Source organism: Rhizobium sp. SRI_017 (genome assembly GCF_057586295.1).
The window spans coordinates 211,275-225,239 of the sequence record NZ_JBYCZP010000003.1 but is presented as its reverse complement, the minus strand read 5'-3'; the positions used below and the strand labels follow the sequence as shown (position 1 = coordinate 225,239).

15 protein-coding genes are annotated in these 13,965 nt (G+C 60.9%); 8 read left to right on the top strand and 7 right to left on the bottom strand.

Annotated elements, in window-relative coordinates:
• The 3 genes from AC2YI2_RS08800 to AC2YI2_RS08790 all read left to right on the top strand — a co-directional run bounded on the left by AC2YI2_RS08800 (position 1) and on the right by AC2YI2_RS08790 (position 3,078).
• Complete coding sequence (locus AC2YI2_RS08800) at positions 1-1,608, top strand: ABC transporter ATP-binding protein (protein ID WP_487386087.1); 1,608 nt, start codon at positions 1-3, stop codon at positions 1,606-1,608.
• A 102-nt stretch (positions 1,609-1,710) separates the two neighbouring features.
• Positions 1,711-2,058: an MmcQ/YjbR family DNA-binding protein gene (locus AC2YI2_RS08795; protein WP_487386086.1), complete on the top strand. Its 348-nt coding sequence runs from the start codon at positions 1,711-1,713 to the stop codon at positions 2,056-2,058.
• Between the two features lie 33 nt (positions 2,059-2,091).
• Entirely contained in the window at positions 2,092-3,078 is a 987-nt protein-coding gene (locus tag AC2YI2_RS08790; protein ID WP_487386085.1) for an aldo/keto reductase, read from the top strand.
• A 77-nt stretch (positions 3,079-3,155) separates the two neighbouring features.
• On the opposite strand, the gene AC2YI2_RS08785 is transcribed toward AC2YI2_RS08790, so the two are convergent.
• Positions 3,156-3,560: a host attachment family protein gene (locus AC2YI2_RS08785; RefSeq protein ID WP_487386084.1), complete on the bottom strand. Its 405-nt coding sequence runs from the start codon at positions 3,558-3,560 to the stop codon at positions 3,156-3,158.
• Between the two features lie 198 nt (positions 3,561-3,758).
• Here AC2YI2_RS08785 and bmt point away from each other — a divergent pair, with 198 nt between their 5' ends.
• Positions 3,759-4,769 (top strand): betaine--homocysteine S-methyltransferase, encoded by a 1,011-nt coding sequence (gene bmt, locus AC2YI2_RS08780; protein WP_487386083.1) that lies wholly within the window; start codon positions 3,759-3,761, stop codon positions 4,767-4,769.
• 65 nt (positions 4,770-4,834) lie between these two features.
• Positions 4,835-5,176 (top strand): hypothetical protein, encoded by a 342-nt coding sequence (locus AC2YI2_RS08775; protein ID WP_487386082.1) that lies wholly within the window; start codon positions 4,835-4,837, stop codon positions 5,174-5,176.
• 89 nt (positions 5,177-5,265) lie between these two features.
• On the opposite strand, the gene AC2YI2_RS08770 is transcribed toward AC2YI2_RS08775, so the two are convergent.
• Positions 5,266-7,311 (bottom strand): vWA domain-containing protein, encoded by a 2,046-nt coding sequence (locus tag AC2YI2_RS08770; protein WP_487386081.1) that lies wholly within the window; start codon positions 7,309-7,311, stop codon positions 5,266-5,268.
• A 196-nt stretch (positions 7,312-7,507) separates the two neighbouring features.
• Positions 7,508-8,029, bottom strand: coding sequence for an RNA polymerase sigma factor (locus AC2YI2_RS08765; protein ID WP_487386080.1), 522 nt, complete (start codon positions 8,027-8,029; stop codon positions 7,508-7,510).
• 225 nt (positions 8,030-8,254) lie between these two features.
• Between AC2YI2_RS08765 and AC2YI2_RS08760 the strand changes: the two genes are divergently transcribed.
• Both AC2YI2_RS08760 and AC2YI2_RS08755 read left to right on the top strand, forming a co-directional pair.
• Complete coding sequence (locus tag AC2YI2_RS08760; protein WP_487386079.1) at positions 8,255-9,127, top strand: DMT family transporter; 873 nt, start codon at positions 8,255-8,257, stop codon at positions 9,125-9,127.
• Positions 9,127-10,008 (top strand): DMT family transporter, encoded by an 882-nt coding sequence (locus tag AC2YI2_RS08755; protein WP_487386078.1) that lies wholly within the window; start codon positions 9,127-9,129, stop codon positions 10,006-10,008. The genes AC2YI2_RS08760 and AC2YI2_RS08755 overlap by 1 nt, the downstream gene beginning before the upstream one ends.
• A 9-nt stretch (positions 10,009-10,017) precedes the next feature.
• On the opposite strand, the gene AC2YI2_RS08750 is transcribed toward AC2YI2_RS08755, so the two are convergent.
• Both AC2YI2_RS08750 and AC2YI2_RS08745 read right to left on the bottom strand, forming a co-directional pair.
• Entirely contained in the window at positions 10,018-10,692 is a 675-nt protein-coding gene (locus tag AC2YI2_RS08750) for a 4Fe-4S dicluster domain-containing protein (RefSeq protein WP_487386077.1), read from the bottom strand.
• Positions 10,693-10,793: 101 nt separating this feature from the next.
• The gene (locus tag AC2YI2_RS08745) at positions 10,794-12,350 is read right to left on the bottom strand and encodes a trimethylamine methyltransferase family protein (protein WP_487386076.1); all 1,557 of its coding nucleotides are present in this window, start codon (positions 12,348-12,350) and stop codon (positions 10,794-10,796) included.
• Between the two features lie 373 nt (positions 12,351-12,723).
• Here AC2YI2_RS08745 and AC2YI2_RS08740 point away from each other — a divergent pair, with 373 nt between their 5' ends.
• Positions 12,724-13,425, top strand: coding sequence for a corrinoid protein (locus AC2YI2_RS08740; RefSeq protein ID WP_487386075.1), 702 nt, complete (start codon positions 12,724-12,726; stop codon positions 13,423-13,425).
• Positions 13,426-13,497: 72 nt separating this feature from the next.
• Here AC2YI2_RS08740 and AC2YI2_RS08735 read toward each other — a convergent pair whose 3' ends face one another.
• Positions 13,498-13,641 (bottom strand): entericidin domain-containing protein, encoded by a 144-nt coding sequence (locus AC2YI2_RS08735; RefSeq protein WP_487386074.1) that lies wholly within the window; start codon positions 13,639-13,641, stop codon positions 13,498-13,500.
• 32 nt (positions 13,642-13,673) lie between these two features.
• Positions 13,674-13,817 carry an entericidin domain-containing protein gene (locus AC2YI2_RS08730; protein ID WP_487386073.1) on the bottom strand — a complete coding sequence of 48 codons (144 nt, stop codon included), beginning with the start codon at positions 13,815-13,817 and terminating at the stop codon, positions 13,674-13,676.
• Positions 13,818-13,965: the final 148 nt, after the last annotated feature.

The following is a 13,965-nucleotide window of genomic DNA, read 5'->3' as shown; positions in this document are numbered from 1 at the left end:
ATGGCTGATCACATCCTTAAACTCGTCGATCTCCGTGTGGAGACCGTCAACGGCCTTGTCCTTGTCGATAATGTCTCGCTCGAACTCAAGCGCGGCGAAGTCGTGGGCCTGATCGGCGAATCCGGCGCCGGCAAGTCCACCATCGGCCTCGCCTCGATGGTCTATTCCCGCGCCGGCTGCCGCATCACCGGCGGCCGGATCGAGATCGACGGCGTCTCCGTCCGCGATCTCTCGCCGGAGGGCCGTCGCGACATGCGCGGGCAGCGCATCGCCTATATCGCCCAGTCGGCGGCTGCATCGTTCAACCCTGCGCATACGATCATGCAACAGGTTTGCGAAATGCCGATCCAGCATGGGCTGATGAGCAAGGAAGAGGCCGAGAAGAACGCGGTGGAACTCTTCCGGTCGCTCGGCCTGCCCAACCCCGACACGTTCGGCGGCCGCTACCCGCACGAAGTCTCGGGCGGCCAGTTGCAGCGCGCCATGACCGCCATGGCAATCTCCTGCCGGCCGGATATCCTGGTCTTCGACGAGCCGACCACCGCGCTCGACGTGACGACCCAGATCGAAGTGCTGGCACTGGTCAAGCGCCTGATCCAGGAGCTCAACACCGCAGCGCTCTACATCACCCACGACCTCGCTGTCGTCGCCCAGGTGACCGACCGCATCATGGTGCTGCGCGGCGGCAAAATGATCGAGCTCGACACGACCGAGAACATCCTCAACAAGCCGGAAAACGCCTATACCCAGGCGTTGGTCAACGAACGCAAGGCCGCCGATCATTTCGGCGACATCCAGGAGGACCATCGCGGCGAGACCGTGCTCGCGGTCGACAATGTCGTCGGCAAGTATGGCGACTTCACCGTGCTGAAGAACGTCTCGATCAATGTCGCCAAGGGCGAGACGGTCGCGGTCGTCGGTGAATCCGGCTCGGGCAAGAGCTCGCTCGCCCGCCTGATCGTCGGCCTCCTGCCGCGTGAATCCGGCTCGGTGAAGTTCGGCGGCAAGGAATTGTCGACCCATACCAAGAGCCGCACCAAGGACGATCTGCGCAAGATCCAGCTGATCTACCAGCTGCCCGATGTCGCGCTCAATCCGCGCCAGACGATCGGCGAGATCATCGGCCGGCCCTATGCCTTCTACTTCAACAAGTCGCCCGCCGAGGTGAAGGCCCGTGTTGCCGAGCTGCTCCGCCAGGTCGGCCTGCCCGAAGATTATGCCGGACGCTTGTCTACCGCTCTCTCCGGCGGCCAGAAGCAGCGTATCTGCATCGCCCGCGCGCTCGCGGCCAATCCGGATCTCGTCATCTGCGACGAACCGACCTCGGCGCTCGACCAGCTCGTCGCCGAAGATATCCTGAAGCTTCTGAAAAAGCTGCAAGAAGACCTCGGGCTGGCTTACCTGTTCATCACCCACGATCTCGGCATCGTCCGCCGGATCGCCCACCGCACCGCGGTGATGCTGCGCGGTGAAGTCGTGGCCGAAGGCCCGACCGAACAGATCTTCAACCCGCCCTTCCATCCCTACACCGAAAAGCTCCTCTCCTCGGTGCCGGAAATGCGGACCGACTGGCTGACCGACGTTCTGGCCAAGCGCAAGATCGTCTGAACGCAAGGATGACGCCATGCTGAAAAGCCGCCTCCGGGCGGCTTTTTTCTTCCGGTCCATGCTGACAATTTCAGGCCGGCACTTGGTCTGTTATAGAGAGCGATGACCTACGCCGAACTCACCGACATCCTGTTGCAATGGCCCCTCGTCGAGGCCTCCACCTCCTATGGCACGCCCTCCTTCAAGGTGAAGGACAAGCTGCTGACGCGGCTCAGAGAAGATGGCGATTCCCTGCTGATCAAGGGCGTCGAGCCGGATGAGCGCGCCATGCTCTGCGAAGCCTTTCCCGAGCTCTATTATTTCACCGATCACTACCGCGACTATCCGATGGTACTCATCCGCCTCTCCCGCGCCGATGCCGAGACGGTGACCACGATGCTCAACCGCACCTATCAGGCACTGCTGCCGAAGAAGCGGAGGTCAAGGCTTGACTTGGCTCCGGGTGCCTGAAAGGTTCCCGCCGAAAAAGACGGGAGTACGATCATGAAATCGAGACAGTTCGGTCGCACGCAATGGAGCGTGTCGGAAATCGGCTTTGGCGCCTGGGCCATCGGCGGCACCTGGGGCGATGTCAGCGAAGCGGACGCCAAGGGCGCTGTGCACGCCGCACTCGACGCCGGCATGACCTTCATCGACACCGCCGACGTCTATGGCGACGGCCGCTCAGAGCGCATCATCCGCGAGGTGCTGAAAGAGCGCGGCGGCACCCGACCGATGGTCGCCACCAAAGCCGGCCGCCGCCTGCCCAAGCAGGTCGTGGAGGGTTACACCAAGGAGAATCTCGAAGGCTGGATCGACCGTTCGCTAAGCAATCTCGGCGTCGACACGCTCGGCCTCGTCCAGCTCCACTGCCCGCCGTGGGATCTCTATTACCGCGCCGACATTTTCGAGATCCTCGAAGGCCTTGTCGCCAAGGGCAAGATCCGACATTACGGCGTCTCGGTCGAGAAGATCGAAGAGGCCCTGAAGGCCATTGAGTTCCCCAACGTCGTCTCGGTCCAGATCATCTACAACATCTTCCGCCAGCGCCCGCAGGAGCTCTTCTTCCGCGAGGCCAAGGCGAAGAATGTCGCGGTCATCGCCCGCGTGCCGCTTTCCTCGGGTATGCTGACCGGCAAGCTGAAGGCCGACAGCGAGTTCGCCCAGGACGACCACCGCACGTTCAACCGTCAGGGCGCAGCCTTCGACATGGGCGAGACCTTCTCGGGCGTGCCCTATGACACCGGCCTCGAAGCCGTCGAGCGCCTCCGTCCGCTCGTGCCGGGCGGCGCGAGCATGGCGCAGTTCGCGTTGCGGTGGATCCTGATGCAGGACGCCGTCACCGTCATCATTCCGGGCGCCAAGAACAAGAACCAGGCCAAGGACAATGCGGCCGCTTCCGGCCTCGCCCCGATCTCGGACGAAATAATGGCGCAGGTTAGGAAGGTCTATGACGACCTGATAAGAGCGCACGTCCATCAGAAATGGTGAGATTTCGCTGACGCGCTGGCGCTCCGCCGTGTCGGCAAGGCGCCAACGCCATGGCATTGGACTGTCAGGGACTGTGATCAGGCTGCGCGAAGAGCCTGCTCGATATCCTGGATCGGATGGCCGGTCAGGTCCTTGTCAAGTTCGCCGATGAGCACCTCTGACAGAGATTTGTGGTAGCTCTTCCGCAATTCTCCGAGCGTGCGGGGCGCCGCCACGATGACGAGATTCTTGATGGTGCCGTCGAGAACCTGCCTGTTGAGCATATCGGCCACGCCGTTGCCGAAGGCGTCTTCCTTCTGTTGGCTGTCATCCGGATTGGCAGCGCTGCTCACATGGCGCGCACCGGAGGATACTTTCGAACTATCGATCTCGGCAGCCGGTATCGCCCTAAGCTTCAGATTCGCTTCGTCGCCTTCATTCTGAAACATGCTGAGTTTCTCGCCATCGGCAACGGCGACGATCGTATTCCGCGGAAGTTCCATATCGGTGTCCTTGTTCAGCCATGGCCCGCCGGCCGGCGAGCAGATTTTTCTCATGGGCTTACTGAACACATCAGCTCAAGCATGTGTTCCCTCACGGCACGTGCCGTTCGCCTAAGATCACTGAAGAGGGAACGCCGCACTGGACATCACATAAAGATATCTTTATATCTTTCTCTCAAATCAATTCGAGGAACGTCCATGTCCGCCAATCCGCTTTCCGATCTTCTCGCCGAAAAGACGATTCTCGTTGCCGATGGCGCGACCGGGACCTCGCTGTTCGCCATGGGTCTCGAGGCCGGCGAAGCGCCTGAGCTATGGAATGAAGCCAAGCCCGAGAACATCACCAAACTGCATCAGGACTTCGTTGATGCAGGCGCCGACATCATCCTCACCAATTCCTTCGGCGGCACGCGTCATCGCCTGAAGCTGCACCACGCACAGGATCGCGTCCATGAACTGAACAGCAAGGCGGCGGCGATCGCCCGCGCCGTTGCGGACAAGGCGCCCCGCAAGGTCATCGTCGCCGGCTCGGTCGGCCCGACAGGCGAGTTGCTGATCCCGCTCGGCGCGATGTCCTATGAAGATGCGGTCAACGCCTTCGAAGAGCAGATCAAGGGCCTCAAGGCCGGCGGCGCCGATGTCGCCTGGATCGAGACCATGTCTTCGCCGGACGAGATCCGTGCCGCGGCCGAAGCCGCCGTCAAGGTCGGCATGCCCTATGTCTATACTGGCTCCTTCGATACCGCCGGCAAGACCATGATGGGTCTGGCGCCGAAGGACATCCATGGCGTCGCGCCCGATATCGGAGAAGGCCCGATCGCCGTCGGCGCCAATTGCGGTGTCGGTGCCTCCGACATTCTCGCGACGCTGCTTTCGATGTCCGAAGCCAAGTCGGACGCGACCATCATCGTCAAGGGCAATTGCGGCATTCCCGAATTCCGCGGCGAGAAGATCTATTATTCCGGCACGCCGCCGCTGATGGCCGAATATGCTCGTCTCGCGATCGATGCCGGCGCAAAAATCATCGGCGGCTGCTGCGGCACATCTTGTGAGCACCTCGCCGCGATCCGAGAAGCCGTCGACGCCCATGTCGCCGGCCAGCGCCCGACGCTCGACGTTATCGTCGAGAAAATCGGCCCGCTGCGTAACAAGACGGCCGAAGAACAAGCGCCTCCGCGCGAGCGCCGCGGCGGCAGAAGCCGGGGCTGAGTCTTGCGGGGGAAGCCAATTCGGGATAGGCGGAAGCGCTCCGCCTCACCTGGATGGTACAAAAGATGACCACGCTCCCCTTCCCCGACCGCGATGCGGTCGCCGCCAAGCTGACGGCCTTCACCGAGGCGGATCAGTCGTTCCTCAAACTGTTGATGGAAAATGCGGCGCAGGACGATAACCTGCTGGAAGGGCTGCTTGTCTGGCTCGATCAGGCGGCCGACGCCCGCATCTTGAACTCGCTGAAACTTGAAAAGATCGGCGAATGGCTTGGCGCGAGCGCGCCCGCCCGGCTGCAGATCCGGCTGGACGAAACCGCCAAATCCTCCCACCACCCCGCCTACCGCGCGTTCCGGGATGGCCTCGAGCGTTCCGGCGGCCTGGAAAAATCATTTCCGACTGCCTGACAAAGGAAAACCCTCCCCCCGCGGGGCTGGGGAGAGGGTAGAAGGACGAGTAATGAGCCAGGGGATACCCTACCTCGGTTGGAACGGGGTTACTCGCCCTTCAAGCTTTTGGCCAATGCGACCATCTTGAGGAACTCTGCACGATAGCCATAGCGGTCGTCGCCCTTGGCGGCGAGGCCGAGCGCCTCGATCGCACTCCAGTTATAGTCGGCGACCTGGCTCGCGCCCTTGAGCTTCTGGGCAAAGGCAGCCACAGCGACCGAGAAGCGGACATCGGGTGAAGCGTCGTCGACCATCTTCTTGCTCAGCTCTTCCTTCACCGGCATCGTGATGAGGTTCGACTTGTCCTCGTTCGGCTTCTTGTAGCGGATCTTGACGAAGGCGAGTTCATCGGAATTGGCCGTTGTCGTCGCATCGGTCGTGGTTGCCGTCTCTTCCTTCTTGTCCTTCGCCGCATAGCGCAGGTCATCATTGAGCACGGCAGGGCTGCCGACTGGCGTGATTTCGTAGATCGCTGTCACGCGGTGGCCCGAACCGATCTCGCCGGCATCGATCTTGTCATTGTTGAAATCCTCGCGCTTCAGCGCCCGGGTTTCGTAACCGATCAGGCGATATTCGGCGATCTTGGCCGGGTTGAACTCGACCTGGATCTTGACGTCCTTGGCGATCGGGAAGAGCGAGCTGGTCGCTTCCTGCACCAGCGTCTTCTGCGCTTCCGACAGCGTGTCGATATAGGCCGCCACGCCATTGCCATTCTGCGCCAACGTCTGCATCAGAGCGTCATTGTAATTGCCGGTGCCGAAGCCCAGCACGGAAAGGAAGATCCCGCTCTTGCGCTTCTGCTCGATCAGCGTTTTCAGATCCTCGTCGCTCGACGGACCGACATTGAAGTCACCGTCGGTCGCCAGCATGATGCGGTTGACGCCGTCCTTCTGGAAGGCCTTCTCGGCCAGCTTGTAGGCGGCTTCGATGCCCTCTGCACCGGCAGTCGAACCACCCGGCGACAGATTGTCGATCGCATCGAGGATCTTCTGCTTCTCGGAAACCTTGGTCGGCTCAAGGACCACACCGGAATTGCCGGCATAGACCACGATCGACACCGTATCGGTCGGCTTCAGCGAATTGACCAGCAGGCGGAACGCGCTCTTGAGCAGCGGAAGCTTGTTGGGTTCGTCCATCGAACCCGACACGTCGATCAGGAAGACGAGGTTGGCCGGAGGCTGCTGGGCGACTTGGACGTCATAGCCCTTGATCGCGACATGCATCAGCTTGGTATTGGCATTCCACGGTGTCGGCATGACGGTGACATTGGCCTTGAAGGCTTCGTCGGCCTTATCAGGCCCCTTCCAGTCATAGGGGAAGTAGTTGACCATCTCCTCGACCCGGACGCTGTCCGGCTCCGGCAGGTGGCCGCCATTCATGATCGCCTGACGGGCATAGGCATAGGACGCTGTGTCGACATCGATCGAGAAGGTCGAGACCGGCTCTGATAGCACCGACTTCACCGGGTTGGTGTCCTTCGACGTGAACCGGTCGCCGGATTCTTCGGGCAACAGGACCGGCGGCTGGGCAACGATGCCCTCATTGGCGATCGTGCCGCCGAGATTGTTGAGGCGCTTCGTCGAATAGGCCTGCACTGTCGAAGGCTTAGCGAGCGCCATCTTGTCCATCTCGCCCTCCGGCGCTTCTGCCGTCGTCGCGGCGGCATTGGTGTCGCCAGGCACCGTCGTATCGAAATCAGCCGATTTCTCCTTCTTCGGCTCTGCAGCAAGGCGCTGTTCTTCCACGGGCGCCGCAACCTCGGTATCCGCGCGGCCAGCGGTTTCATCGGCTTTCTGGTCGGCAATGACCGGGTCCGGCTTGGTTTCCGTCTTGTCGATGAGACCGGAAACCTCCGGCTGCTTGGGTGAATCCTTGCCGGCAACCGTCTGCTTGTCGGCTGCCGTCTGTTCGCGCTTCAGCGTTTCCTGGCGCAGGCGTGCATCATCGGCCGACTTCTTGGTATCGATCACGACCGGCTCTTCGGTCAGGATGATCGTCCGTTCGTTGATCATCTGGAAGGTCACATAGCCGGCAGCGGGAACGACCAGCAGGGTGGCGAGCGCCGAGCTCGCGAGCATCATTTTGCGGGACATGAACAGGCTCCAAAGTGTGGTTGCGATGGAGCTTTGACGACGCCCAGACTCACTTCCTTGGGGGGTGGTCGCAGTTTTTTCTGAATTTTCGAAAGCCGTCATGGCAGCCGCCATGGCGCGTGCGCGGGCCTCGTCCGATGCCTTCGGGACAGAGAGGCGGCTGAGCTTCTTCAGATCGTTTTCCATATCAGCCTCCTTACGCCACTTCGCGACCAAGAATGATTCTCAGGCGCTTGCGCGCCTCGTGGAGATGCCAGGACACCGTTGGCTCGGAACAGCCCAGCACCTCGGCTGCCTCGGCGTGATCCAGCCCTTCCGAATACACCAGCATCACGCAATCGCGCTGCTTGGGCGAGAGGGTCTGAACGGCAGTCCATATTTCCTGCATGTCGTCCTCATCGGCGTTCTGGGCCTGAAGCGCCGGATCGTTGCTCCATTCCTCGACGCGCTTCCTGTCCCGCACCGCCTTGCGCGCAAGATCGCGAACCGCGTTGAGCACCAGCGCATAGAGCCAGGTGCGAAACCGCCCCTCGCCCCGGAACGAGCGGATCGCTGTCGCGAGCCGCACGCAAACATCCTGCGCGACATCTTCCGCGTCAACGCGATTGCGGGTCCACTTCCATGCGGTGGAATGTATGAAGTCGTAATTCATCTCGACCAATTGTCCGAAGGCCTGGGCATCGCCGCCGCTCGCCTTCCTGATGAGTTCGGGTTCCAAGTAACGCCCCTCTCGCTCCGTTCCTGGAGGTAAGACGTTTGCCGCTGACGAAACCTTGGGGGCGGCCGTGAAAATATTGGGCCATGAAAATATTTGGCCGAGGGTTCAAATAATTTAGGCAGTCAGCCGCGCCAAATCCGTGTAGATGCGGAAGCGGCGCGGCGGGTGACTCTGCCTGATGGAATCCAAGGGCAAATCCACTCGATCCGCACCGGAAGGTCTTCCATGCATCCCGAACGGCACTATCAACTCGGCATCCTGTTCGTCACGCTCTCGGCCGTCGCCTGGAGCCTCGCCGGCTATTTCACCCGGCTGATTCCGCTCGACAGTTTCACCCTGCTCGCCTGGCGCGGCATATTCGGGGCGGCCAGCCTTTTCGTTGTGGTGGTGCTCTTCCGCGGACGAGACTGGTGGCGGGAGTTTTCGGGAATTGGTAGGCCGGAACTCGCCTATATCGCCGTCACTGTGGCCGGCATGATCATGTTCATCACCTCGCTGGGTCATACGTCGGTGGCCCATGGTGCCGTGATCTATGCCACGATCCCTTTCCTTGCCGCCTTTCTAGGATGGATTTTCCTCGGCGAGATTCCCCGCCGCAATGCGATCATCGCAAGCCTCGTCGCCATATCCGGCGTCATTCTGATGGTCGGCTTCGGCTCGGATGGCGGCCTTCTCGGCGACCTGCTCGCCTTTGGCATGACGTGCTGCATGGCGGTTTCGATCATTCTCATGCGGAAGAACCCGCAAATGTCGGCGCTTGCCGCCGCCTGCATCGGCGCAATCATATCGGGGTTGATCTGCTGGCCGCTTGGTTCGCCACTCGAGTTGACCGGTGTCCAGCTTTTTCAGCTCGCGCTGTTCGGCATCACCAATTCCGCCATGGGCCTGGCATTCTTCGCGGTCGGCTCGAAGCGGCTCCCTGCGATCGAGACCGCGCTGATCGGCGCGCTCGACACGCCGCTCGCGCCGCTGTGGGTCTGGCTCGCCTTCAATGAAAAGCCCGGCATCAACACGATCATCGGCGGCGGTATCGTCTTCGCGGCAGTGATTTACCACGTGATCGCAAGCCAGCGGCGATCGGCGGCAGCGATTGCCTGATGGATGAGCGCAGAAACCATCTCCTTGGCGTGATCTTCGTGACGGCAGGTGCCGTCACCTGGAGCAGCGCAGGCTTCTTCACCCGGCTGATCAATCTCGATTATCCCACCATGATCGCCGGTCGCGGCATATTCGGCGCCGTCGGCATGCTGGCGATCATCATCGCCTTTGCACCACGAACGTGGACCAGCCAGTTCCGCAACATGGAGCGCTGGGACGGCTTGTTTGTCGTCAACTACATCTTCGGTACCATCTGCTACGTCTCATCGCTGGGTCAGACCTCGATCGCCCACAACGCCGTGATATTCGCCACCCTGCCCTTCATCGCTGCTCTGTTGGGCTGGATGTTCCTCAACTCGCTGCCATCGCGCGAGGCGATTTTCTCGAGCTTCATCGCCATGATCGGCGTCGTCGTGATGGTGGGCTTTTCCAGCGACGGTGCGCTTCTCGGCGACATCCTGTCCTTCCTCGGCACGGCCAGCATGGCCGCATCCATGATCATTGTCCGGCGTTATCCCACTGTGAACATCCCCGCCGGCTCGACGATCGCCTCCTTCGTAAGCGGCGTAATCGTTCTGCCCTTCGCCGATCTCGCTATGGTGACGCCGACACACTTTCTCTATCTCGTCCTTTTCGGCCTGCTCAATGCATCGGCAGGCCTGACACTTTATTCGCTCGGCTCCAGGCGCCTCCCACCGATGGAAACGGCACTGATTTCTTTGCTCGATACCCCGCTGTCGCCTTTCTGGGTCTGGCTCGCCTTCGGCGAGAAGATGGGGCCGCAGACGCTGATGGGCGGGCTCATCGTGCTCTTCGCCGTGATCCTCCACATTGTTCTCAGCCAGAGGCGCCAGCGGCTGGTAACGAGCCACCAATCGTAAGCAGATCGATCAGCGCGACAGCGCGTCCATGTGGAAGCGCAGTTGCTCGAGCGGATAGCGGTGCGCGGTGCCGACGGGGCAGGCATTGCGAGCGATGCAGCCGCTGGACATACAGGTTTCCTCGCCTTCGCGGCCGAGATAAGTCCGGCAAGCAGGTACATCGAAGCGGTCGGTCATGACCGCATCGACCGGACAGGTGGTGAGGCAGGGCTTTTCGGGACATTGCTCACAGGGATGAGGGCGAGTCACTGCAACCGGATGATCTAATCGCTCCAGGAAACCGATAGCGCCGCGGTAGCCATGCCAGAGACCGTAGTCCGGATGGATGAGGATGCCGAGCGGCGATGGCTTCAGCCCCTCGGCCCGCATCGCCCATTGCTGGAACGGTTGCCACGGGCGCTCTGACGGAAACCATGCCGTTCCGTCCATGGCCTCCGCCAGAGGACGTATTGTCTCGGCGGACCAAGTATCGAGCGGCTCGGCGACATTGGGATGTCGCGCGCGCCACACCGAAAAGGCGGGCCACATCGAGCCGCCGACATTGCCGAGCAGCACCACCGTCTGTGCCCGACCCCCGATCATGTCAGGCCCGTCACCATCGAAATTCAAGACACCGCGCAAAAAAATTCCGTGCGGCGAAAGCGCCGCACGGATCTTGTCTATCTTGCTATTTTGGTTGCCCATTATGTCCGGCCAGGAGGCTTGTAGTGTGGACGCCAGACGTCCCGCTGGATCCAGTCGGCCACCTGATACCGTCCGCCATTCTCCCTGGCTTCGGGACCCTTTCAGGTGAAAGCGTCGGGCATCGAGTCCTTTTTCTGCTTGATGAAAGCGAGCAGCGCCTCATCAATTGCCGTATCAAGCGCCGGCGCTTCATACTGTTCAAGCCAGCTCCTGCACAGCGCATTGGCGCGCTGCTCGATCCGCTTCTCGCCTTCCACTTCCCACTGTTCGTAGGAATTGTTGTCGGCAAGCGCCGAGCGGTAGAAGGCAGTCTGGAAATTGGCCTGGGTATGGGCGCAGCCGAGATAGTGGCTGCCCGGGCCGACTTCACGGATCGCGTCGAGCGCCTGGGCATTTTCCGAGAGATCCACGCCTTCGGCCATCTTCTGCATCATGCCGAGCTGGTCTTGGTCGATCATGAACTTCTCGTAGGACGACACGAGGCCGCCTTCGAGCCAGCCGGCGGCATGGAGCGAGAAATTGGTGCCGGCAAGCAGCGTCATGTTGATCGTGTTGGCCGACTCGTGCGCCGCCTGGGCATCCGGAACCTTGGATCCGCAGAGCGAGCCGCCGGTACGGAAAGGCAAGCCGAGGCGACGGGCGAGCTGGGCGGCGCCATAGGAGACCAGCGACGGCTCCGGCGTGCCGAAAGTCGGGGCGCCCGACTGCATCGAGATCGATGCCGCGAACGTACCGAACAGCACCGGCGCACCTTTGCGGATCAGCTGCGTGAAAGAGGCGCCGGCGAGCACTTCGGCCAGGATCTGCGTCAGCGTGCCGGTCACCGTGACCGGGCTCATCGCGCCGGACAGGATGAAGGGCGAGATCACGGTCGCCTGGTTGTGGCGTGCATAGACCTTGAGTGCCCCGACCATGGTCTCGTCGAACACCATCGGCGAGTTGGCATTGATCAGGTTGAGCGTGACGCAATTGTTCTCGACGAAATCGTCGCCGAACACGAGCTTCGCCATGGCGATCGTGTCTTCCGCACGTTCCGGGGCCGTGACCGAGCCCATGAACGGTTTGTCGGAATATTTGATATGGCTGTAGACCATATCAAGATGGCGCTTGTTGACGGGGATATCGACCGGCTCGCAGACCGTGCCGCCCGACGAATGCATCGACGGCGCCATATAGGCGAGCTTCACGAAATTGCGAAAATCCTCGATCGTCGCATAGCGGCGGACGCCTTCGAGATCGCGGACGAAGGGAGGGCCATAAACCGGCGCAAACACCGTGGCCTTGCCGCCGATCTGCACGTTGCGTTCGGGGTTGCGCGCGTGCCAGGTGAAAACCGGCGGCGCGGTCTTGAGCAGTTCACGGCAAAGACCCCGAGGGAAATGCACGCGCTCGCCACGCACATCGGCGCCGGCCTGCTTCCACAAGGCCAACGCTTCGGCGTCCTCGCGGAATTCGATGCCAATCTCTTCCAAAATGAGGTCGGCATTGCGCTCGATGAGCTCAAGGCCCTCTTCGTCAAGCACTTCATATTCGCGGATCTTGCGAGTGATATAGGGAAGCGACGGGCCCGGACCGCCACCGGTGCGTGCTGCGCGCCGTGCTGCGGCACCGCGGGGACGGCGACCGCCACCCTCTGCCTGATCGGTTGTCTGGTCCATGTCGTTTCCTCTTTATCGTATTGGCCCTGAGAGGCGGAAATGTTCAGGGCGATCCTAAACAATGCCGCAAAACGAACATTCCTAAAAGCGCCAATGATGCCGCTGGAAACGAAGTGACGTTTTTGTCTATTTGCGGCATTGGTCGAAAACTGGCGCTTGCTGCGGCGTCATCTGTCGATCTTCAAAATAAATCAAAGGAAACGACCCCTTAGCCCTAGAAATATTCAAGGCTTTCAAAGCCGAACAGCATGACCGTCGTAAATCACGCAGTCCCGCGTCGCATTCGAAAACGCTTTGCAAAGCTTGGGCGCTATCTGTAATGGTCAATTCGGTTTACGGCAAACCGGCAAATCAATTCTCGACGAGGATCGCCATGGCAGACGATGAAATCATTCTTTCGGAGCTCTCCGACGAAGAACTCGTGCAGCAGATGCACGACGACCTCTATGACGGGCTCAAGGAAGAGATCGAGGAAGGCACCAACATCCTCCTGGAGCGCGGCTGGGTACCGTACGATGTCCTGACCCAGGCACTCGTCGAAGGCATGCGCATCGTCGGCATCGACTTCCGCGACGGCATCCTCTTCGTGCCGGAAGTTCTGCTCTCCGCCAACGCGATGAAGGCCGGCATGTTCATCCTGCGTCCGCTGCTCGCCGCCACAGGCGCGCCGAAGCAGGGCAAGATGGTCATCGGCACCGTCAAGGGCGACATCCACGACATCGGCAAGAACCTCGTCGGCATGATGATGGAAGGAGCTGGTTTCGACGTCATCGATCTCGGCATCAACAACCCGGTCGAGAACTATCTCGATGCGATCGAGCGTGAAAAGCCCGATATTCTCGGCATGTCCGCCCTGCTCACCACCACGATGCCCTACATGAAGGTCGTCATCGACACGATGAAGGAAAAGGGTATTCGCGACGATTACGTCGTTCTCGTCGGCGGTGCGCCGCTCAACGAGGAATTCGGCAAGGCCGTCGGCGCCGACGCCTATTGCCGCGATGCGGCGATCGCGGTCGAAACCGCCAAGGACTTCATCAAGCGCAAGCACAACATGCTGGCTGCCGGCGCCTGATCGACAAGATTCATTCAATATGAAAAGGGCCGCTGCGACGTTGCAGCGGCCCTTTTCGATTCTCGACCTGGTTTAGTTCGCGACGTCCTTGGCCGCATCTTCGGTCGCATCCACGGTGTTGGACGTGTCCTTACCGAGGCCGCGGATGGTATTGCCGCAGGAAGCCAGGGCAAAAACGAGAAGGACAGCGGCTGCGATACGTGTGGTGGTGTTCATGTTATATCTCCAGATATCGGTGAATGGGGCTATCAGTTAGCAACGTCTTTGGCTGCATCCTGGGTTGCGTCGACGGCATTGGATGTGTCACGGCCCGCGCCGCGGATGGTGTTGCCGCAAGACGCCAACATCAGGACTGCAAGTAGGGCGGCCGCAATCTTGGTGGATGTGTTCATGACCGTGCTCTCCGAAAGAATATGAATATGCCGGAGCGAGCGCTTCGTTCCGGCAAATGATCGGGCAAGGCGAGCGGCGGTGGCTGAAGGCCGGATGTCGCGCGTTTGTCCCGGCCGGTTAACGCGCGAAAAGCAGTTTGGTTTCAAT

Excerpts from the sequence above, each read along its gene's own strand:
- AC2YI2_RS08800 (WP_487386087.1), top strand. The coding sequence starts at position 1 with ATGGCTGATCACATCCTTAAACTCGTCGATCTCCGTGTGGAGACCGTC.
- AC2YI2_RS08795 (WP_487386086.1), top strand. The coding sequence starts at position 1,711 with ATGACCTACGCCGAACTCACCGACATCCTGTTGCAATGGCCCCTCGTC.
- AC2YI2_RS08790 (WP_487386085.1), top strand. The coding sequence starts at position 2,092 with ATGAAATCGAGACAGTTCGGTCGCACGCAATGGAGCGTGTCGGAAATC.
- AC2YI2_RS08785 (WP_487386084.1), bottom strand. The coding sequence starts at position 3,560 with ATGGAACTTCCGCGGAATACGATCGTCGCCGTTGCCGATGGCGAGAAA.
- bmt (WP_487386083.1), top strand. The coding sequence starts at position 3,759 with ATGTCCGCCAATCCGCTTTCCGATCTTCTCGCCGAAAAGACGATTCTC.
- AC2YI2_RS08775 (WP_487386082.1), top strand. The coding sequence starts at position 4,835 with ATGACCACGCTCCCCTTCCCCGACCGCGATGCGGTCGCCGCCAAGCTG.
- AC2YI2_RS08770 (WP_487386081.1), bottom strand. The coding sequence starts at position 7,311 with ATGTCCCGCAAAATGATGCTCGCGAGCTCGGCGCTCGCCACCCTGCTG.
- AC2YI2_RS08760 (WP_487386079.1), top strand. The coding sequence starts at position 8,255 with ATGCATCCCGAACGGCACTATCAACTCGGCATCCTGTTCGTCACGCTC.
- AC2YI2_RS08755 (WP_487386078.1), top strand. The coding sequence starts at position 9,127 with ATGGATGAGCGCAGAAACCATCTCCTTGGCGTGATCTTCGTGACGGCA.
- AC2YI2_RS08750 (WP_487386077.1), bottom strand. The coding sequence starts at position 10,692 with ATGGGCAACCAAAATAGCAAGATAGACAAGATCCGTGCGGCGCTTTCG.
- AC2YI2_RS08745 (WP_487386076.1), bottom strand. The coding sequence starts at position 12,350 with ATGGACCAGACAACCGATCAGGCAGAGGGTGGCGGTCGCCGTCCCCGC.
- AC2YI2_RS08740 (WP_487386075.1), top strand. The coding sequence starts at position 12,724 with ATGGCAGACGATGAAATCATTCTTTCGGAGCTCTCCGACGAAGAACTC.
- AC2YI2_RS08735 (WP_487386074.1), bottom strand. The coding sequence starts at position 13,641 with ATGAACACCACCACACGTATCGCAGCCGCTGTCCTTCTCGTTTTTGCC.
- AC2YI2_RS08730 (WP_487386073.1), bottom strand. The coding sequence starts at position 13,817 with ATGAACACATCCACCAAGATTGCGGCCGCCCTACTTGCAGTCCTGATG.